Origin of the sequence: Azospirillum baldaniorum (genome assembly GCF_003119195.2) — a bacterium.
GTDB classification, from domain to species: domain Bacteria; phylum Pseudomonadota; class Alphaproteobacteria; order Azospirillales; family Azospirillaceae; genus Azospirillum; species Azospirillum baldaniorum.
This window is the reverse complement of the sequence record NZ_CP022262.1, coordinates 378,530-399,426: the sequence shown is the minus strand read 5'-3', so window position 1 is coordinate 399,426 and position 20,897 is coordinate 378,530. Positions and strand designations below refer to the sequence as shown.

The following is a 20,897-nucleotide window of genomic DNA, read 5'->3' as shown; positions in this document are numbered from 1 at the left end:
TACTAGTATATTAGTTTAACAGCAAGCCGTTCCGCCCGTCCTGTGCCGTTCTGCCGCAGGCCCCAAAGCAAAAAGCCCGGCCCCGTTTCCGGGACCGGGCTTTCCGCTTCCAACCGCAGCCGAACCGTCAGTCTCCGGCGTGCATCGGCTCGGCACCCTGCAGGGGGTGGGCGCCGGCGCGCTTGCTGCCGAACAGACGGTAGACCGCGACGAAGAAGACCGGGACGAACAGGATCGCCAGCACCGTGGCGGAGATCATGCCGCCCATCACGCCCACGCCGATGGCGTTCTGGCTTTCCGAACCGGCGCCGCTGCTGGTCGCCAGCGGCAGCACGCCCAGCACGAAGGCCAGCGAGGTCATGATGATCGGGCGCAGGCGCTGGCGGCACGCCTCGATGGCGGCGTCCTTCAGATCCATGCCCTCGTCGTACAGTGCCTTGGCGAACTCCACGATCAGGATGGCGTTCTTCGCCGACAGGCCGATGGTCGTCAGCAGGCCAACCTGGAAGTAGACGTCGCTGGGCAGACCGCGCAGCGTGGCAGCGAGCACGGCGCCGATGACGCCCAGCGGCACCACCAGGATGACCGACACCGGCACCGACCAGCTCTCGTAGAGCGCGGCCAGGCAGAGGAAGACGATCAGCATGGACAGGGCGTAGAGCGCCGGCGCCTGCGACCCGCTCAGCCGCTCCTCGTAGGACAGGCCGGTCCATTCATAGCCGACGCCCGGCGGCAGCTTGGCCATCATCGCCTCCATCTCCTGCATCGCCTCGCCGGAGCTGATGCCCGGCGCCGCGGAGCCCTGGATGTTGAGCGACGACATGCCGTTGTACCGCTCCAGCTTCGGCGAACCGTAGGTCCATTGCGCCGTGGTGAAGGCGGAGAACGGCACCATCTGCCCCATGCCGTTGCGCACGTACCAGCGGTCGACGTCGCTCGGCTGCATGCGGTAGGGGGCGTCCGCCTGGAGATAGACGCGCTTCACGCGCCCCCGGTCGATGAAGTCGTTGACGTAGGAGGAGCCCCAGGCCGCCGTCAGGGTCGTGTTGACATCGTTCAGCGACAGGCCGAGCGCGCTGGCCTTCTCACGGTCCACCGTCAGCTTGAACTGCGGCGTGTCCTCCAGACCGTTCGGGCGGACGCCGACCAGCTTGGCGTTCTGCGCCGCGAGGCCCAGAAGCTGGTTGCGCGCCTGCATCAGCCGGTCGTGCCCGACGCCGCCGCGGTCGACGAGCTGAAGGTCGAAGCCGGTGGCGTTGCCGAGACCCGGAACCGAGGGCGGCATGAAGGCGAAGACCACCGCGTCCTTGGCCTTCGACAGGGCGCCCATGGCGCGGCCGGCGATGGCCGTCGGCTTGCGGTCGGCGGACTCGCGCTCGCTCCAGTCGCGCAGCCGGACGAAGGCCATGCCGGCGTTCTGGCCGCGGCCCGCGAAGTTGAAGCCGGCGATGGTGAACAGGCCCTCGACGCTGTCCTTCTCCTGCTCCAGGAAGTAGGTCTCGACCTGCTTGGTGGTCTCCAGCGTGCGCTCGATGCTGGCGTTCGGCGGGGCCGACCACAGCACGAACATCGTCCCGCGGTCCTCCTGCGGCAGGAAGGAGGAGGGCATCTGGAGGAACAGGTAGGCCAGGCCGCCGACGATCAGCGCGTAGGCGAGGCCGTAGCGCCCGAGCCGCGACACCGCCCCGCGCACGCCGCGCAGATAGACGCGGCTGCTGGCGTCGAAGCCGCGGTTGAACAGGCCGAAGAAGCCACGCTTGGCGTGGCCGTGGCCCTTCGCCACCGGCTTCAGGATGGTGGCGCAGAGCGCCGGGGTCAGCACCAGGGCGACCAGCACCGACAGCGCCATCGCCGACACGATGGTCAGCGAGAACTGGCGGTAGATGGCGCCGGCGGAACCCCCGAAGAAGGCCATCGGGACGAACACGGCGGACAGCACCAGCGCGATGCCGATCAGCGCGCCGGTGATCTGGCCCATCGACTTGCGGGTCGCCTCGCGCGGGGGCAGCCCGTCCTCGCTCATCACGCGCTCGACGTTCTCCACCACCACGATGGCGTCGTCGACCAGCAGGCCGATGGCCAGCACCATGCCGAACATGGTCAGCGTGTTGATCGAGAAGCCGAACAGCGACAGCACGCCAAAGGTGCCGAGGAGCACCACAGGGACCGCGATGGTCGGGATCAGCGTCGCCCGGAAGTTCTGCAGGAACAGGTACATCACGGCGAAGACGAGGATGATCGCCTCGATCAGCGTCTTGATGACCTCATGGATCGACAGTTCGACGAAGGGCGTCGTGTCGTAGGGGTAGATGACCTCCAGCCCTTCCGGGAAGAAGGCCGACAGCTCGGCGATGCGCGCTTTCACGGCCGCCGCGGTGTCGAGCGCGTTGGCGCCGGTCGCCAGCTTGACGCCAAGGCCCGCCGCCGGCTTGCCGTTGTAGCGGGCGGTGATCTCGTAGGTTTCCTGCCCGACCTCGATCCGTGCGACGTCGCGCAGCCGCACCTGGCCGCCGTCGGGGTTGACGCGCAGCAGGATGGCGCCGAACTCCTCCGGCGTCTGCATGCGCGACTGTGCCATGATGGTGGCGTTGATGCGCTGGCCGGGAACGGCGGGGGCGCCGCCGAGCTGGCCCGCCGAGACCTGCGTGTTCTCCGCCTTGATGGCGTTGGTGACGTCGATGGTGGTCAGCTGGTGGCTGTTCAGCGCGTCGGGGTCCAGCCAGATCCGCATGGCGTGCTGCGGGCCGAACACGGTGATGTCGCCCACGCCCTCGACGCGGCTGATCGTGTCCTGGAGGTTGGAAGCCACATAGTCGGCGATGTCGCCCTGGCTCAGCCGCCCGTCGCTGGACACGAAGCCGGCGACCATCAGGAAGTCGTTGCCGGCCTTCGACACCTGGAGGCCGCGCTGCTGCACCTCCTGCGGCAGGAGCGGCGTGGCGAGCTGGAGCTTGTTCTGCACCTGGACCTGGGCGATGTCCGGGTTGGCCTCCGGCTCGAAGGTCAGGGTGATGGTGACGTTGCCCGACGAATCGCTGTTCGACGACATGTAGCGGAAGTGGTCGAGCCCGGTCATCTTCTGCTCGATGACCTGGGTGACCGTGTCCTCCAGCGTCTTCGCGGACGCGCCGGGGTAGCTGGCGGTGATGGACACCGTCGGCGGGGCGATCTTCGGGTATTGCTCGACGGGCAGGCCCAGGATCGCCAGACCGCCCGCCAGCATGATGACGATGGCGATGACCCAGGCGAAGACGGGCCGGTCGATGAAGTATTTCGACATGGATCGGTCCTCGGTCTCAGCGCGCCTGCGGTCCGGGCAGGGCCGCCACGGCGGCCTGGGCCGGCACCGGCTTGACCTCGCCCCCCGGCTTCACCTTCTGCAGCCCCTCGACCACGATGCGCTCGCCCGCCTTCAGACCGTCGGAGACCAGCCAGGCGTTGTTGATCGCCCGCTCGGTCTTGATGGTGCGCGGGTTGACCTTGTTGTCGTCGCCGACGACCCAGACGCGGGCCGAGCCGTCCGGACCGCGCTGGACCGCCTCCTGCGGCACGGCCAGCGCGTTCTGGGCGACGCCCTGCTCGACGCGGGCGCGCACGAACAGGCCGGGCAGCAGCTCCTGGTTCGGGTTCGGGAACACCGCGCGGAGCTGGACCGAGCTGGTGCCCGGATCGACCGACACGTCGGAGAACTGAAGCTCGCCGCGCTGGGGATAGGGGACCTCCGCCGCGTGCAGGAACAGCGAGACCGGGATTTTTCCCGGCTCGGCCGGGCGGATGCGCCCGCTCTCCATGTCCTGGCGAAGCTGCATGAGCTGCGAGGCGGTCTGGGTCACGTCCACAAAGATCGGGTCGAGCTGCTGGACGGTGGCGAGCGCCGTCGCCTGGTTGGCGGTGACCAGCGCGCCTTCCGTCACGGCGGACTTGCCGATACGGCCGGAGATGGGGGCGAAGACCTTGGTGTAGTCCAGATTGATGCGCGCCAGATTGTGGGCGGCCCTGGCAGCGGCGAGCTGCGCCTCGTTCTGCTTCAGCGAGGCCATGGCGTCGTCGTAGTCCTGCTTGCTGACGACGCTGTTCTTGACGAGGTCGTTGTAGCGGGCCGCCTTGTTGCGGGCGGCCTGCAGGTTGGCCTCCGCCTTCTGGATGTCGGCCTGGGCGACGGCGAGGTTGGCCTCGTAGGTGGCCGGGTCGATCTGGTAGAGCTGGTCGCCCGCCTTGACGTCACTCCCCTCCGTGAAGAAGCGCTTCAGCACGATGCCGCTGACCTGCGGGCGGATCTCCGCCACGCGGAAGGCCGCGGTGCGGCCGGGCAGTTCGGTGGTGACGGACAGGCTCTGCGGCTGGATGGTCGCCACCGCGACCTCCGCCGGACCGGGCGCCGGCTGGCCCCCGGCGGCGTGCTTCTTGTCCTGGCAGGCGCCCAGCACCACGGTCAGGGAGGCCGCCACGGCAAGAGACAGAAATGCGTTCCTGTTGAACATCCGTTCCTCGTGAAAACGCCGTGATGCGGCGATGAAATGTCCTAATGAGCCGGGGGCGTTCCACATTCCGCCCGGCTTTCGGGACCGGCGGAAAAGGCCGGTGCGCGCGGACGGTGCGAAATGACCCCTTTATTCGTACTGTCTCATACAGTACACTGTACCGGACGATACATTCAGAACGACCGTTCGCGCAAGGGGGAACCGCAATGCCCGACAAGGGGGCATCCACACCGTTCCACGGCGGAATCGCTGGGGGCGGAATCGCCGGAGCCGGAATCGCCAGCCTCGGCATCAACAGCTTCGACACGCCCGGCTGCGGCCCGCGCGGCCAGGCGCGTTGCCGGGCGCTGCTCGACGCGGCAGCGGCGCTGTTCGTGGAGAAGGGATTCGCGCTGACCTCGCTGTCCGACATCCTGCGGCAGGCCGGCGGGTCGCGCACCACACTCTACGAGCATTTCGGCGACAAGGAGGGGCTGTTCCGCGCGGTGATGGAACGCCACTGCGACCGCGTGCTGGAGGAGATGTCGGCGATGCACGCCGCCGGCCCGGCGGCGATGGCCGAGGAGCTCGAAGAGAATCTGTACCGCGTCGGCCTGCACATCGCCGGCACGCTGACCATGCCGGAAACCACCGCCATCCTGCGCATCCTGGTGTCGGAAGGCGGGCGCATTCCCGACATCGCCCAGGCCTTCTTCCAGGTCGGCCCGGAGAAGACCATCGGCTGGCTCGCCGACTGCTTCCGCGAACTGTCCGAGGCGGGGCGCCTGCGCATCGACGATCCGGAGGGGGCCGCCCACGCCTTCATCGGCATGGTGGTCGGCGACCTGCTGACCAAGCGGCTGATCCTTCCGGACGAGCCCGTCTCGATGGAGGAGTTGGAGCGTTACGTCCGCCAGTCCGTGCGGTTGTTCCTCGCAGGGACGCGGCCCTGACCCTGATGGAGAGCGGCGTATTGCCGTCTTGCCAGCGGGGGCGGCACGGGTCATAGCTCCCGCGACGATGCGCACGCTGGCAGTGGTTGCCCCCACCCTAACCCTCCCCCGCTTCGCAGGGGAGGGGACATATTCTCCCTCCTCCGCCCAGCGGGGGAGGGCCGGGGTGGGGGCGAGGACCGCCAGCGCCTAAGGAAAAAACCGATGGACCGGGGAAACGCCAGGGAATTGACGGACAGGACAACCGACAAAGACTCATCCACGGTCGGCCCGCGCGGCCGGGCGCGCCGGCAGGCCCTGCTCGACGCGGCGGCGGCGCTGTTCGTCGAGAAGGGCTTCGAGAAGACCACGCTGACCGACATCATCGGCCGGGCCGGCGGCTCCCGCGCCACCCTCTACGAGCATTTCGGCGACAAGGAGGGGCTGTTCCGCGCGATGATGGAGGAGAACAGCGCCCGCATCCAGGAAGGGCTCGCCGCCATCCAGGCGGACGAGCGGGCAGCACCGGAGGACGGGCTGGCCCGCTTCGCCCTGCACATCGTCGCGGCGCTGTTCGACGACCGCACCATGGCCATCATCCGCGTGCTGGTGTCGGAAGGCGGGCGCATCCCCGACATCGCCGAAGCCTTCTTCCGCATCGGCCCGGAAACCGCCCAGCGGCGGCTGGCCGACTATCTGGCGCGGCAGACCGCCGCCGGCGCCTTGTCCGTCGCGGAGCCGGAGGCCGCCGCCCGCGGCTTCATCGGCATGATCACCGGCAACATCCTGCTGCGCCGCCTGATTCTGCCGGAACAATCCTTCTCCAGGGAGGAGACGGAGCGTTACGTCGGACGGGCCGTCGCCCTCTTCCTGACGGGCGCCCGCCCCATTGCGAAGCACTGACCTTGGGCTGAGGACGGCACGGGCGGGCGAGGAAAGCGTTAGGACCGAAGGACAGGCGTTGCAACATACTTCGGTATGTTAGGGTTCACACGATCGCTTCCTTCATCCCAACGGCCTCCGGGCCGGGACGGTCGATCGTGTCAATGGTTCGCTGGCTTCTGCTGCTCGTCTTCACCCTGGCCCCGCTGATCGGGTTCGAGGTCTATTCCCACACCCGGCTGCGGGCGGAGCGGGAGGCCGAACTCGGTCAGGAGGCGTTGCGCCTGCTCGACCTGATCCAGACCGAACAGCAGCGGATCGTCGACGACATCGAACACATCCTGGCCACGCTGGCGGAGGCGGACATCGCCGGCCCGGCCTGCCAGGAGACGATGGAGCGGCTGCGCCAGCGCCTGCCCAGCTACCTGACGCTGGGCTTCGCCGCCCGGTCCGGAATTGTCCTGTGCTCCACCGACCGGCAGACCGTCGGGACCGGGAGCGCCGACCAGCCGCAGATCCGTCAGGCCCTGACGACCGGCCTCTTCTCGGTGGGGGAATATGTCGCCACCGAGGGGCCGCGCCACCGCGTTTTGCCCTTCGCCCTGCCCTACGCACGGAACGGCGGCGAGAGCGGCAAGGAGGGGGGGAGCGGACCGGCGGTCGTCACCGCCCTGCTCGACCTCGACTGGCTGCGCCAGTATCAGGCGCGCAAGCCCCTGCCGCCGAACGTGACCGTCCTTCTGGCCGACCGCGCCGGGACCGTCCTCGTCCGCGTGCCGGACCTTCAGGGAATCGTCGGCCAGCCGCTTCCCGAGCGGCTCGGCCTGTATCTCAGCGGCGCGGAGACGGCGACGGCGCTGACCGAAGGGTTGGACGGGGTGGCCCGAGTCACCGCCTACTCCCCGCCGGGCGCCAATGGCAGCGGCCTCGCCATCGCCGTGGGGATCGACCGGGCCGCCGCGCTGCGCACCGTCGACGTCTCCGCGCTGTGGTCGTGGTTCCCCTTCCTGCTCATTCTTCTGTTCACATTGACCGGGACCGCCTGGGCCATCGGACGCCTGACCCGCCAGCGCGAGACGGAGCGGTCTCTGCTGAAGGCGGTGCTGGAGCATCTGCGCGCCGGCGTGGTGGTGGCGGAGGCGCCCACCGGGCGGATGATTCTGCACAACAGCGCCGCGGAACGGCTGATCGGCCAGCCTCTGGGCCGGATCGACCGCATCGAGGACTACCCCCGCCCCTTCACAGGCAGCCCGTCGGAAGGTTCTTCGGAACTGCCGCTGGTCCGCGCCCTGCGCGACGGCACGGTCGTGCGGCAGGAGGAACTGCGCCGCGACACCCCGGCCGGTCCCATCACCTGTCTGGCCGACGCCGAGCCGGTGCGCGACTCCGACGGCTGCATCACGCTGGCCGTCGTCACCCTGACCGACATCACCGAGCGCAAGACCGGCGAGGAAGCCCTGCGGCGGAGCGAGACCCGCTTCCGCGAACTGGTCGAGAACACCCCTGTGATGATGTGGATCAACCGGCCGGACGGCGGCCGGGAATACTACAACGCCGCTTGGCGCTCCTACACAGGGCGCAGCCTGGAGCATGGGGAGCGCTGGTCCTACATCCACCCCGCTGATTATCCACGGCTGCTCGACTGCCGCGAGCGCGGCATCGCCGCGGGCGAATCCTACGGCTTCGACGTGCGCATGCAGCGCCACGACGGGGCCTACCGCTGGCACGTCTGCCGGATCAACCCGATGCGCCAGAACGGTCAGATCATCGCCTGGGTCGGCACCGCGGTGGACGTGCACGACAGCCGCATGGCCCGCGAGGCGGCGGAGCAGGCCGACCGCTCCAAGAGCCGCTTCCTGGCCGCCGCCAGCCACGACCTGCGCCAGCCCATGCAGTCCATGTTCTTCTTCGCCGAGGCGCTGCACAGCCACGTCCATTCCCCGCGCGGGCGCGACGCCCTGGCGATGCTGGAGCGCGGGATGGAGACGCTGAAGGGCCTGCTCGACAGCCTGCTGGACGTCTCGCAGCTGGACGCCGGGGTGATCGAGCCGCGGATCGAGGACATCGCGGTCAAGCCGCTGCTCGACGATATCGGGTCCTCCTACGCCCCGGTCGCCGCCGCCAAGGGTCTCGATCTCCAGGTGGTGAACCATCACGACCTGACCGTGCGCAGCGACCGCAACCTGCTGGGACGCATGGTCCGCAATCTGGTGGAGAACGCCATCCGCTACACCGAGCGCGGGGTGATCCGCCTGGAGTGCCACCCCCTGGACGGCCACGCCGGCATCCAGGTGCGCGACACCGGGATCGGCATCTCCGGCGAGCAGATGTCCTGGATCTTCGAGGAGTTCTATCAGGTCGGCAACCCCGAGCGGGACCGCAACCAGGGGCTCGGTCTCGGCCTCGCCATCGTGCAGAAGCTGTCGGCTCTGCTCGGCCATCCGGTGGAGGTGCGCTCCGAACTCGGCAAGGGGTCGGTGTTCCGCATCTCCGTCCCCCTCGGCGACGCCACGGAAAGCCCGGCCCCGGCTCTTCCACCCCGCGAAACGGAGCGCGGGCGGCTGGCCGTCCTGATCGACGACGACGCCATCGTCCTGATGGGGCTGCGCTCGATCTTCCAGGACTGGGGCTACGACACCATCGTCGCCTCATCCACCGAGGAGGCGCTGGCCCGCCTGCGGGCGGCGGGCCGGCGGCCCGATGTGATGGTCGCCGACTACCGCCTGCGCGAGCACAAGGTGGGCACCGAGGCCATCCTGAAGATCCGTGAACTGGCCGGAGCGCCGGTTCCCGCCGTCCTGCTGACCGGCGATTCCGGCCCCGACGTGATGCAGGAGGCCGAACGGCACGGGATCGGCGTGATGTTCAAGCCGGTGACCGCCCGCCTGCTCCAGGAGGCCCTGACCCGCCAGACCGGCACCGCCGCGTGACGGTGCGGAGCGGGCCAACGCTCCCTACAATCAGTCCTCCCGACGACCGGCTACAGCCCCCCGCACCGTCTGGAGGCCCCGCCGCACCTGCTCCGAATCGTAGGGCTTGCGCAGGACCAGCACGTCGCGGAACTCCTCCGGGAAGATCGCGGACTCGCCGTAGCCGGTGGCGAACAGGAAGGGGATGCCCAGCTCGCGCAGCCGCTCCGCCACCGGGAAGGAGGTCTCGGTTCCCAGATTGACGTCGAGAAGCGCCATGCCCGGCGGATCGTCGGCGATGGCGACCAGCGCCTGACGGACGCTCGCCACCGTCTCCACCCGGTCGGCGCCCAGCTTCAGCAGCATGTCCTCCGCGCTCATCGCGATGATCATGTTGTCTTCCAGAAGCAGCACCGTCCCGCCCAGCGGAATGTCCGCCGCCGCGCAGGGCGTCACCGCCGCTTCGACCACCGCCGGACGTTCCGGCGCCAGGCTGACATGGATGGCCGGTATGGTGAAGCGCGCCCTCAGCCCGGCCAGGGCGTAGGTCACCGTCGCCTCGCCCTTCAGCTCGTGCGGGACCGAACGCTCGATGATGGTGGTGCCGAAGCCCTGGCGCGTCGGCGCCTGCACCGGCGGCCCGCCGCTTTCCTCCCAGCAGAGTTCCAACGCGTCCTGGTCGTCCAGGCTCCAACGGACCTTCACCCGGCCGCCGCTGTCGGCGAAGGCGCCGTATTTGGCGGCGTTGGTCACCAACTCGTGCATGATCAGCGCCATCACCGACAGGGCCGGCGGCGACAGCAGCACCTCCGGCCCCGACAGGACCACCCGCTCCGCCCGGTGGCCCAGATAGGCGTCGACCTCCGCCGCGATCAGCGGGCGAAGGGGGGAGGGTTTCCAGTTCTCCGCGGTCAACTGGTCGTGCGCCCGCGCCAACGCCTGGATGCGCCCGCCGACGATCTCCGCGAACTCCTCGACACGGGTGACCCCGGCCCGGCTCTGGGCCAGCAGCGCGCGGACGAGGCTGAGGATGTTGCGGACCCGGTGGTTCAACTCGGCGATCAGCAGCTCCTGCCGCTCGCGGGCCGTCCGGCGCTCCTCCTCCGCTTGGTCGGCCAGCCGCAGCACCACCTCCATCAGCGTGATCCGCAGGGAGTCGGCGATGCGCAGATCGGCCTCCGTCCAGGGTTCCGACTGGCCGAGGACCGTCTCCTTCCACGCCTCGAAGCTCTTGCGCGGGGTCAGCCGCTGCCCGTTGGGGCCGGCCTCCACCGGCTTGTCCGGGTTGCCGGCCCAGGTGACGGTGCGGACCGACTCCTTGCGGAAGAAGATGATGTAGTCGCGCGGCTTGCGCGACACCGGGATGGCCAGCATGCCGGCAGCGCGCTCGGCGAAGTCCATCCCGGGTTGGTGGACCTGCGCGATCTCGCTGGTGGCGAAGACGCGGCTGGCGTGCGCGCGGTTGAGCATGCGCACCAGCCCGAGCAACTCCTCCGGCGTCGGGGTGCTGCCGTCCACAAGGGTCTGGCCGCCCAGCACGATGGCGAAGCCGTCGCTGCGGATGTAGTGGCCGACCTCGCCGCGCAACCGCTCCAAATTCTCCATGGAGGAGGCACCGTCCGCCATCACCGCCATGATGCGGGTGTGGAGCAGGTGCGCCTTGGCCTCGTAGGCCTCCTCGCGGTCGCGCTCGACGCCCTCCAGAAGGAAGGAGAACATCTGGCCGTACAGCTCGGCCGCCGTACGCCGCTCCAGCGACAGCCGCCGCGGCACCATGTTGTGGCAGGCGAACAGGCCCCACAGCTTGCCGCGACGCAGGATCGACACCGACATCGAGGCCGCGACGCCCATGTTGCGCAAATATTCGCAATGGATGGGCGACACGCTGCGCAGAACGCTCATCGACAGGTCGAGCGGTTCGCCCTCCGGTCCGAAGGGCGGCAGGATGGCCGCGGACGGGGCGTCCACGTCGTTGATGCAGCGCAGCCAGTTCCGCTCGTACAGCGCGCGGGCCTGCTTCGGGATGTCCGACGCCGGGTAGCGCAGCCCCAGATAGGAGGGCATGCCGCGCACCGCGGATTCCGCGATCACCTCGCCCGCACCGTCACGGTCGAAGCGGTAGATCATCACCCGATCGAAGCCGGTCAGCGACCGCAGCTGCCGCGCCGCTTCCCGGCAGCAGGCGTCGAAGTCGGCGGTGCGCTGAAGCCGTCCGATCATCGCGCGGACCATGGAACCGACGTCCAGCTCGCTGTCCGGCTCGCTCGGCTCCGCCTCGATGATGATCGACTGTCCGGACAGATGGACCGCGATGTCCAGAGGCAGCGCGCTGGCCGACAGCTTCACCCGGAAGGCGCGCTCCACCGACCCGTTGATGAGGGAGAGCTGGAGCCGCCCGCGGATGGCGTGCAGCGCCTCCTCGTCCATCACCTCGCTCAGGGGAAGCCCCAGCAGAGCGTCGGGCTCCACACCCAGCCACGCCCCAATGTTGGACGAGGCGTGCTTGACGATCCAATCCGTCGACAGCGCGATCAGGAATCCGCTCGGTTGGATGGACCCGACGAGATGGATCGGCTCCCGGTCGCAATTGCTCAAGTCTACGCCACCGTTCATAGCCGCACCACCCGCGTCATTCGGTCACCATCGTCATTGTTCCGGCGTTCCTCAAATTTGTCCCATGCAGCCGGGTGGGCCGATGATTTGCCGATCCCTTGGCTTATTCCATGCCAACACACCGAAGCGGTCTTAAAGCACGTCGTGTCGGTAAAATAATCCAAAATCGAAGGGGGTCCAATACCATCCCCCTCGGCAAAAAGCCCTACACGCCGGCCAATCCATTGGGCGGGTGTGCCTGCGGCATTTTGGCCGAAGGGCCGCCCCGCCCCGCGAAACAGGCTTGCCTTTCAATCTGATATACTAGTATTTTATTTTGCGAAGGACAGACGCGCAGCCCGGCCGGCCCAAGCCCGCCCGCGCCGCGAGCGCATCCCCGAGAACCGCACCGACCGCCGCGCGCCGCACCTGTCACGCCGGCCCTGGCGCGGCGGTCTTACCGATGAGCGCCCGCGCGCCGCGCCCACCGTCCCCGCCCTCTTTTGCGGAGCCCGTTTCGATATGACCGCCCCCACCTCCCCGATCCGCCGCTTCCGGCAGACGAAGATCGTCGCCACGCTGGGTCCGTCCTCCTCCTCGCCGGACATGATCCGCGCGCTGTTCGAGGCGGGCGTGGACGTCTTCCGCCTCAATTTCAGCCACGGCTCCCACGACGACCACGGCGCCCGCGTGCGCGCCATCCGCGCCCTGGAGCGCGAGCTGGAGCGGCCCATCGCCATCATGGCCGACCTCCAGGGGCCGAAGCTGCGGCTCGGCCGCTTCGCCGACGGTTCGGTGGAACTGACGGTGGGCCAGCCCTTCCGCCTCGACCTCTCCACCGAGCCGGGCGACGCCACCCGCGTCGGCATGCCCCACCCGGAAATCTTCGCCGCCCTGCGCCCCGACACCGACCTGCTGCTCGACGACGGCAAGGTGCGGCTGCGCATCGCCGCGTGCAGCCCGGAGCACGCCGACACCGTCGTCGTGGCCGGAACGAAGCTGTCCGACCGCAAGGGCGTGAACGTGCCCGACGTGCTGCTGCCGCTGTCGCCCCTGACCGCGAAGGACCGCGCCGACCTCGTCTTCGCGTTGGACCAGGAGGTGGACTGGGTGGCGCTGTCCTTCGTGCAGCGGCCGGAGGATGTGGCCGAGGCGCGCAAGCTGATCGCCGGGCGCGCCGCCCTGATGTCCAAGCTGGAGAAGCCGCTGGCCATCCAGCATCTGGAGCGCATCGTCGAGCTGTCGGACGGCGTCATGGTCGCCCGCGGCGACCTCGGCGTGGAAATGCCGCCGGAGGACGTTCCGAGCATCCAGAAGAGGATCATCCGCGAGGCGCGCAAGGCCGGAAAGCCGGTGATCGTCGCCACCCAGATGCTGGAATCGATGATCGGCGCCCCCGCCCCGACCCGCGCCGAGGCGTCGGACGTCGCCACCGCCGTCTTCGACGGCGCCGACGCGGTGATGCTGTCGGCGGAGACCGCGTCGGGTGCCTACCCGGTGGAGGCGGTGTCGATGATGGACCGCATCGCCCGCCGGGTCGAGCACGACGACCTTTACCGCACGATGATGGACGCCCAGCACGCCGACCCGCAGGAGACGGCCGCCGACGCCATCACCGCGGCAGCGCGGCAGGTCGCCCACACCATCCACGCGGCGGCCATCGTCACCTACACCACCAGCGGCTCGACCACCCTGCGCGCCGCCCGCGAACGGCCGGAGGTGCCGATCCTCTGCCTGACCGCGACCGTCGCCGCCTCGCGCCGCCTGGTGCTGGCCTATGGCGTGCACAGCGTGCTGACCGAGGACATCCAGAACTTCTCCGACATGGTGCACAAGGCGACCCGCATCGCCTACGCCCACGGCCTGGCGGAGGACGGGCAGCGCTTGGTCATCACCGCGGGCGTGCCCTTCGGCATGCCGGGATCGACCAACATCCTGCGCATCGCCTGGGTGGAGCGCCCCGTCCTTCCGGCCGGAGGATACACGCAGTACGCGCAAGAGTCGCGGTCAGATCAATTGACCCCGGTCATGGCCGACGCCGGGGCGTGACATAGGATGGCACACAGCGCCGGTGCCGCATGAAGCGGACACCGGCGCCCATTCACGAGGTGCCTCATGCTCAGCCCGATTACCCCCCAACCCGCGCACGCCGCCGGGACGGGCGCATCGGTCCGCGGCTGGGTCCATTCGGTGGAGACGGGCGGCACGGTCGATGGGCCGGGTTTGCGCTACGTCCTGTTCCTGGCCGGATGCCCGCTGCGCTGCCAGTACTGCCACAACCCCGACACCCGCCACATGCACGACGGGTCGCCGGCCCAGTCCTCGGACGTGCTGGCCGACATCGCCACCTACGCCGATTTCCTGCACCGCGCCCATGGCGGCCTGACCCTCAGCGGCGGCGAGCCGCTGGTCCAGCCGGAATTCTGTGCGGCCATCTACCGCGGCGCCAAGCAACTCGGCCTGCACACCGCGCTGGACACCTCGGGCTTCCTGGGCAGTCACGCCGACGACCATCTGCTGGCCGACGTCGATCTGGTGCTGCTGGACATCAAGGCGTTCAAGGAAGCCACCTACCGCGCGGTGACCGGTGTGCCGCTGCGCCCGACCCTGGAATTCGCCGAACGGCTGTCCGCGATGCGCAAGCCGATCTGGCTGCGCTACGTGCTGGTTCCCGGCCTGACCGATCATCTCGACGAGATCGAGGGGCTGGCGGAATTCGCCGCCGGCCTGGAGGTGGTGGAGCGGGTGGACGTCCTGCCCTTCCACAAGATGGGCGAGTTCAAATGGAAGCAGCTCGGCCTGCCCTACGCGCTGGCCAACACCGAACCTCCCCCGCCGGAGCTGACCGAGCGGGTGCGCGGCGTCTTCCGGACGCAGGGCCTCAAGGTCGTGTGAGAGAGACGCCGTCCGAGACGAGGAGCACCTTCATGGACACGCATTCCCTTCCGGAGGCAAACCCACACGCCTCCCCGGCCATCTCCCCGATTGCCGCCCCGCCCGCGTCCTCTCTCGACGCGCTGATGCCCGACGCCATCGCGCTCGCGGCGGAGAATCTGGGCGTCAAGAAGGCCAATTACGACGGTGCGACGCTGTTCGCCCTGGCCGTCCTGGCCGGCGCCTTCATCGCGCTGGGCGGTCTGTTCGCCACCGTCGCCATGTCGGGGGCGGAGGGCATGCTGCCCTACGGGGTGACCCGGCTGCTCGGCGGTCTGGTCTTCTCGCTGGGGCTGATCCTGGTCATCGTCGGCGGCGCGCAGCTCTTCACCGGCGACGCGCTGATGGTCATGGCCTGGGCCAGCGGGCGGGTGAAGACCGGGCGGATGCTCCAGGTCTGGACCATGGTGTGGCTCGGCAACTTCGTCGGCGCCGCCGGCACGGCGCTGCTGGTCTTCCTGTCCGGGCAGTACGCCTTCGGCCACGGGGCGGTGGGCGCCTCGGCGCTCTACTTCGCCACGGCCAAGGCCGGGCTGCCCGCCGGACAGGCCTTCTTCCTGGGCATCCTGTGCAACGTGCTGGTCTGCCTGGCGGTGTGGCTGGCGCTCGGCGCACGCAGCGTGACCGACAAGATCATGGCCATCGTCTTCCCGGTCAGCGCCTTCGTCGCCGCCGGCTTCGAGCACTGCGTCGCCAACATGTATTTCGTGCCGCTGGGCCTGCTGATCGAATGGGGCGCCCCCGCCTCCTTCTGGGCCGACCTGGGCCGCGCCGCGCCGGTCATCCCGGTCGGGCAGTTCCTGCTGAACCTCGCCGCGGTGACGCTGGGCAACTGGTTCGGCGGAGCGGTGCTGGTCGGCGCCGTCTACTGGTTCATCTACCGCCGCCCGAGCCGCCGTACGGCGCATTGAGCGGCGTTGTTTGCCCCCTCCCTAACCCTCCCCCGCTGCGCAGGGGAGGGGACTGCCGCCGCTTCGCGACAAACTCCCTCCCCTGCGTCAGCGGGGGAGGGCCGGGGTGGGGGCAAGGTCAACCCGTTCCCCCAACCCCCGGGGCGCCCATGGCCCAACCCATCCCCAGCCATCTGCAGGCGCGCAGCGGCATCGTCTCCATGCTGCTGGCGGTGTTCCTCTACGCGGTGCTGAACGCGCTGGCGAAGCACCTCGCGGCGGAGTACCCGCTGGCCGAGGTGACCTTCTTCCGAAACGCCTTCGCCCTGCTGCCCGCCACCGCCATGCTGGCCCGCGCCGGCGGCTGGCGCAGCCTGCGGACGGAGCATCTCGGCGGTCATTTCTGGCGGGCGGCGATCGGCCTGACCTCGATGGTGCTGCTGTTCCTGTCCTACCACCTGATGCCGATGGCCGACGCGGTGGCGCTGTCCTTCTCCGCCCCGCTGTTCCTGACCGCGCTGTCCGTGCCGGTGCTGGGGGAGCGGGTCGGCCCCTACCGCTGGGGGGCGGTGGCGGTGGGTTTCGCCGGGGTGCTGGTCATCGTGCAGCCGGGACGCGGCATGCTGAACACCGGCGCGCTGGTCGGGCTGAGCGCTGCCGTCGCCTACGCCTTCGCCATGATGGCGATGCGGCAGCTGGGGCGGACGGAGGCGCCGGTCACCACCGTCTTCTACTTCACCGCCTTCTCCACGCTGCTCAGCGCCGTCGCCCTGCCCTTCGTCTGGACGATGCCGACGGCGGAGGGCTTCGCGCTGATGGCGGCGATGGGGCTGGTCGGCGGCGGCGCCCAGTACTTCGCCACCCGCGCCTACGCGCTGGCCCCGGCGGCGGTCATCAGCCCGTTCAACTACGCCGGAATCCTCTGGGCCTGCCTGTTCGGCTGGCTGTTCTGGGGCGACTGGCCGGGAACCCATGTGCTGGCCGGGGCCGCCATCGTCATCGCCAGCGGCCTGCTGATCCTGATCCGCGAGACGCGCCGCCGGGCCGAAGCGGAGACGTGCGACACTTCGCCCGACATGTCCCACACTTTGCCACTCAGCACCGGGCGCAAACACTAATATATTAGCTTTCACATGTTCACCGGGGCGCCGGCCCACGCCCGCGCGACCCGCCTGTCTGACGAGGTGGCTCATGCCATCGGACTCCCTCACCGCCGCCCCGCCGCGGCAGCGCCGGCTCGCCACGGTCCGGCCCGCACCGCGCTCCGCCTCTCCCATCTACCGTGACCTGCGGAACGACATCCTGGGAATGCGCCGACGACCCGGCGAGCCCATCGCCGAGGCCCGCATCGCCGCGGCCTACGGCGTCAGCCGCACCCCCGTGCACGAGGCGGTGCTGCGGCTGGCCGACGAGGGGCTGATCGACGTCTTCCCGCAGTCGGGCACCTATGTGTCCCTGATCCCGGTCGCCGCCCTGCCGGAGGCCGGGGTGATCCGCAAGGCGCTGGAGGAGGCCACCGTGCGGATGGCCGCCATCCGCGCCACCCCCGGCGACATCGCGCAGTTGCGTGCCGCACTGGAGGAGCAGCGCGACCTCTGCGCCGCCTGCGACCGCGACGGCTTCCACGAGGCCGACGAGAGCTTCCACGCCCTGCTCGCCGAGATCGCGGGATTCCCCGGCTTCTGGGCGCTGGTGGAACAGGTGAAGGTGCAGGTCGACCGCTGCCGGCGCCTGACCCTGCCCGTCCCCGGCCAGATGGCCAAGGTCATCGCCGAACACGACGCCATCGTGGAGGCCATCGCCGCCCACGACCGGGAAGGAAGCGTCCTGGCGCTCGGCGCCCATCTCGACGGATTGCGTCTGGCCATCGACGATTTGCGCGCCGTCGCACCGCTTTATTTCACCGACGCGCCCACCGCCGCGGGGCGTCAAACCCCGCCCAGGCTTTAATCCACACCCGGCTTGCGACATTTTGGCGTCACGCTTTCCGGCCTCCGTTTTGTGCTTGCCTCGAAAGCTGATATATTAATATAACTAGCGCAGCGGGATGTGGCACGGACGTGAACAACCGACGCCGCCCGCTCATCAGACAACACCAGGGCAGCCGCGCGGAAGAACACCGCGGCCGCTTCGGAACAAAGGACAAGAACCGCCCAGCTTCACCCCCGTCGGCACACGCCGATGGCGCCGGGATTTTGCGCCCTCATACCCTTCGGGGTTCTTTTTTGCCCTAGCCTTCGCAGCGCTGTTATTCGAAGCGCACAGCCGAACAGCCGGGGCTTCTTCCGAACTCTGCAATTTATTCGTTTGTCCATTTTCGGCGGGCCGACACCCCGCCTCCGCTCCAACAGGCACTTCTCCTAAGGCAGGAGTACGGTCCATGAAGAACACTTTCCGCCGCCTCGGCATGGCGCTGCTGGCCGCCTGCGCCGCGGGCGCGCTGCTCGCCGCCCCGGTCTCGGCCCGCGACTTCCGGTCGGCCGACATCCACCCCGGCGACTACCCGACCGTCGAGGCGGTCAAATACATGGGCAAGCTGCTGAGCGAGCGCAGCAACGGCAAGCTCGGCGTCAAGGTCTACCCGAACGGCGCGCTGGGCAACGAGCGCGACACGATCGAACAGATCAAGATCGGCGGCCTCGACATGATGCGCATCAACGTGGCGCCGCTGAACAACGTGGTGCCGGAATCGATGGTCGTCGCCCTGCCCTTCATTTTCCGCGACACCGACCACATGCACGCCGTTCTGGACGGCCCGATCGGCGACGAGATCCTCGCCGCCATGGAAAGCCAAGGGCTGATCGGTCTGGCCTTCTACGACAGCGGCTCACGCTCGCTCTATTCCAAGAAGCCCGTGTCGTCTCTGGCCGACCTGAAGGGCATGAAGATCCGCGTCCAGCAGTCGGACCTGTTCGTGTCGATGATCGAGGCGCTGGGCGCCAACCCGACGCCGATGCCGATGGGCGAGGTCTACACCGGCCTGAAGACCGGCATCATCGACGCGGCGGAGAACAACTACCCGTCCTACGAATCCTCGCGCCATTTCGAGGCCGCCAAGTACTTCACCCGCACCGAGCATGCGATGGCGCCGGAAGTGCTGGTCTTCTCCAAGGTCACCTGGGACCGCCTGTCCAAGGACGATCAGGCCGCCATCCGCAAGGCCGCCAAGGACTCCGTCCCCTACATGCGCAAGCTGTGGACGGAGCGTGAGGAGGCCTCCCGCGCCATCGTCGAGAAGGCCGGTTCCCAGATCAGCGACGTGAAGAACAAGCAGGAATTCATCGATGCGATGAAGCCCGTCTTCGCCAAGTTCGCGAACACGCCGAAGCTGCAGGGCCTCGTCCAACGCATCCAGGACACGAAGTAAGGCACGCGGTCGCGGCGCCGGCCAAGTCCGGCCGGCGCCGCACCCCCGCGGGAAGGACGGCATCATGAGCATCGAACTTGAATTGGAAGAGGTCCGCCCCCTCGCCGCCCCACGCTTGTTGACGCGGGTGAACGCGCGTCTGGCGTGGTCGGGGATGTGCGTGGCGATGGTCGGCCTGATGGCCATCGTCTGTGTGGTGTTCTATCAGGTCTTCGGCCGCTACGTGCTGAACGACTCGCCGACCTGGGCGGAGAGCCTGGCCATCGTGCTGGTCCTCTACGTCACCCTCATCGGCGCCGCCGTCGGGGTGCGCGACGCCGGCCACATCGGCCTGGAATCCTTCCTCGTCATGCTGCCCGACGCCATCCGCCGCAAGGTCGAGATCGTCATCTACGCCCTCGTCGGCGTCTTCGGCGCCTGCATGGCCTACAACGGCTGGCTCCTCGGCACCTCCGTCGCCGCCTACTACATCCCCAACCTGCACGTCTCCGAAGCCGTCCGCTACATCCCGCTCGTGCTCTCCGGCGTCCTGATCGTGCTTTTCGCCATCGAACACGTCGTCGCCATCATCCGCGGCGAGGAGGTCGCGCCGTCATGGAACTGACCATTCTCGCCGTCACCTTCTTCGGCTTCCTCGTCCTGGGCATCCCGGTCGCCTTCGCCATCGGCCTGTCGGCGCTCTGCACCATCCTCTACGAGGGCCTCCCCGTCGCCGTCATCTTCCAGCAGATGATGTCCGGCATGAACGTCTTCTCCTTCCTCGCCATCCCCTTCTTCGTCTTCTCCGGCGAGCTGATGCTCCACGGCGGTGTGGCCGACAAGATCGTCGCCACCGCCAAGAACATGGTCGGCCACATCCGCGGCGGCCTGGGCATGTCCAACGTCGTCGCCTGCACGCTCTTCGGCGGCGTCGCCGGCTCCCCCGTCGCCGACGTCTCGGCCATGGGCGCCGTGATGATCCCGATGATGAAGCGCGAGGGCTACCACGCCGACTACGCCGTCAACGTCACCACCCACGCCGCCCTCGTCGGCGCGCTGATGCCGACCAGCCACAACATGATCATCTACGCGCTGGCCGCCGGCGGCAAAGCCTCCATCGGCGCGCTGATCGCCGCGGGCATCGTCCCCGCCCTGCTGCTGATGGTCTGCAACCTGGGTGCGGCCTACTACGTCGCGGTCAAGCGCGGCTATCCCCCCGGCACCTTCCCCGGCTGGTCCATCCTGGGCCGCTCCTTCGCCGCCGCCGCGCCGGGCCTGCTCATCGTCGTGATCATCCTGGCCGGCATCACGTCGGGCGTCTTCACCGCCACCGAGTCCGCCTCCATCGCGGTGATCTACGCGCTGCTGCTCACCACCTTCGTCTACCGCACGCTGACCTGGGACCACTTCCTGGCCGCCGCCGCCAAGACGGTCAAGACGACCGGCGTGGTCCTGCTGCTGATCGGCGTCTCCACGATGTTCCAATACATCATGGGGCTGTATCAGGTGGCCGAGATCACCGGCGAGCTGATGGCGGGCATCTCGACCAACCCGCTGGTCATCTTCCTGCTGATCAACATCATCCTGTTCCTGCTCGGCACCTTCATGGACATGGCGAGCACGATCCTGATCTGCACGCCGATCTTCCTGCCGATCGCCATGCAGTACGGCATGGACCCGGTGCAGTTCGGCATCGTCATGCTGATCAACTGCGCGCTCGGCCTCAACACGCCGCCGGTCGGCACCACCCAGTTCATCGGCTGCGCCATCGGCGAAGTCTCGGTCGGGCAGGTCATGCGCTCCATCACACCCTTCTACGGTGCCCTCTTCGTCACCCTCCTCCTCGTCACCTACGTCCCGACCTTCTCCCTCTGGCTCCCGCACATGCTCATGCGCTGACCGGGCGCCCCCAACCGCCCCCGACTGCACACAATGGATACCGCGGGGCGCTC

The 20,897-nt window shown here is 68.8% G+C and carries 14 protein-coding genes; 11 read left to right on the top strand and 3 right to left on the bottom strand.

Translation table 11 applies throughout. The features are described from left to right. Positions 1-127: 127 nt before the first annotated feature. The gene (locus Sp245p_RS33260; protein ID WP_014199711.1) at positions 128-3,280 is read right to left on the bottom strand and encodes an efflux RND transporter permease subunit; all 3,153 of its coding nucleotides are present in this window, start codon (positions 3,278-3,280) and stop codon (positions 128-130) included. A 16-nt stretch (positions 3,281-3,296) separates the two neighbouring features. Then, on the bottom strand, positions 3,297-4,481 hold the full coding sequence (locus Sp245p_RS33255; RefSeq protein ID WP_014199710.1) for an efflux RND transporter periplasmic adaptor subunit: 1,185 nt from the start codon (positions 4,479-4,481) through the stop codon (positions 3,297-3,299). A 206-nt stretch (positions 4,482-4,687) separates the two neighbouring features. Between Sp245p_RS33255 and Sp245p_RS33250 the strand changes: the two genes are divergently transcribed. The 3 genes from Sp245p_RS33250 to Sp245p_RS33240 all read left to right on the top strand — a co-directional run bounded on the left by Sp245p_RS33250 (position 4,688) and on the right by Sp245p_RS33240 (position 9,204). After that, positions 4,688-5,413, top strand: coding sequence for a TetR/AcrR family transcriptional regulator (locus tag Sp245p_RS33250; protein WP_014199708.1), 726 nt, complete (start codon positions 4,688-4,690; stop codon positions 5,411-5,413). A gap of 228 nt (positions 5,414-5,641) precedes the next feature. Further along, entirely contained in the window at positions 5,642-6,295 is a 654-nt protein-coding gene (locus tag Sp245p_RS33245) for a TetR/AcrR family transcriptional regulator (RefSeq protein ID WP_041814475.1), read from the top strand. A gap of 143 nt (positions 6,296-6,438) precedes the next feature. Beyond that, on the top strand, positions 6,439-9,204 hold the full coding sequence (locus tag Sp245p_RS33240) for a hybrid sensor histidine kinase/response regulator (protein ID WP_014199706.1): 2,766 nt from the start codon (positions 6,439-6,441) through the stop codon (positions 9,202-9,204). 30 nt (positions 9,205-9,234) lie between these two features. Here the strand turns inward: Sp245p_RS33240 and Sp245p_RS33235 are convergent, their stop codons facing one another. Next, a complete protein-coding gene (locus Sp245p_RS33235) occupies positions 9,235-11,796 on the bottom strand; it encodes an HWE histidine kinase domain-containing protein (protein WP_014199705.1) in 2,562 nt (853 codons plus the stop codon). A gap of 501 nt (positions 11,797-12,297) precedes the next feature. On the opposite strand from Sp245p_RS33235, the gene pyk reads away from it, so the two are divergent. The 8 genes from pyk (at position 12,298) to Sp245p_RS33195 (ending at position 20,844) form a co-directional block, all read left to right on the top strand. Continuing rightward, on the top strand, positions 12,298-13,824 hold the full coding sequence (gene pyk, locus Sp245p_RS33230) for a pyruvate kinase (protein WP_014199703.1): 1,527 nt from the start codon (positions 12,298-12,300) through the stop codon (positions 13,822-13,824). A gap of 66 nt (positions 13,825-13,890) precedes the next feature. Continuing rightward, entirely contained in the window at positions 13,891-14,670 is a 780-nt protein-coding gene (gene pflA, locus Sp245p_RS33225) for a pyruvate formate-lyase-activating protein (RefSeq protein WP_014199702.1), read from the top strand. 32 nt (positions 14,671-14,702) lie between these two features. After that, positions 14,703-15,620, top strand: coding sequence for a formate/nitrite transporter family protein (locus tag Sp245p_RS33220; RefSeq protein WP_014199701.1), 918 nt, complete (start codon positions 14,703-14,705; stop codon positions 15,618-15,620). Between the two features lie 149 nt (positions 15,621-15,769). After that, positions 15,770-16,717, top strand: coding sequence for a DMT family transporter (locus tag Sp245p_RS33215; protein WP_014199700.1), 948 nt, complete (start codon positions 15,770-15,772; stop codon positions 16,715-16,717). Between the two features lie 73 nt (positions 16,718-16,790). After that, the gene (locus Sp245p_RS33210; protein ID WP_014199699.1) at positions 16,791-17,549 is read left to right on the top strand and encodes a GntR family transcriptional regulator; all 759 of its coding nucleotides are present in this window, start codon (positions 16,791-16,793) and stop codon (positions 17,547-17,549) included. Between the two features lie 430 nt (positions 17,550-17,979). Next, positions 17,980-18,966: a TRAP transporter substrate-binding protein gene (locus Sp245p_RS33205; RefSeq protein WP_014199696.1), complete on the top strand. Its 987-nt coding sequence runs from the start codon at positions 17,980-17,982 to the stop codon at positions 18,964-18,966. 64 nt (positions 18,967-19,030) lie between these two features. Then, positions 19,031-19,570, top strand: a complete 540-nt coding sequence (locus tag Sp245p_RS33200; RefSeq protein WP_014199695.1) for a TRAP transporter small permease — start codon at positions 19,031-19,033, stop codon at positions 19,568-19,570. Beyond that, the gene (locus Sp245p_RS33195; RefSeq protein WP_014199694.1) at positions 19,561-20,844 is read left to right on the top strand and encodes a TRAP transporter large permease; all 1,284 of its coding nucleotides are present in this window, start codon (positions 19,561-19,563) and stop codon (positions 20,842-20,844) included. The genes Sp245p_RS33200 and Sp245p_RS33195 overlap by 10 nt, the downstream gene beginning before the upstream one ends. The last annotated feature ends 53 nt before the right edge of the window (positions 20,845-20,897 follow it).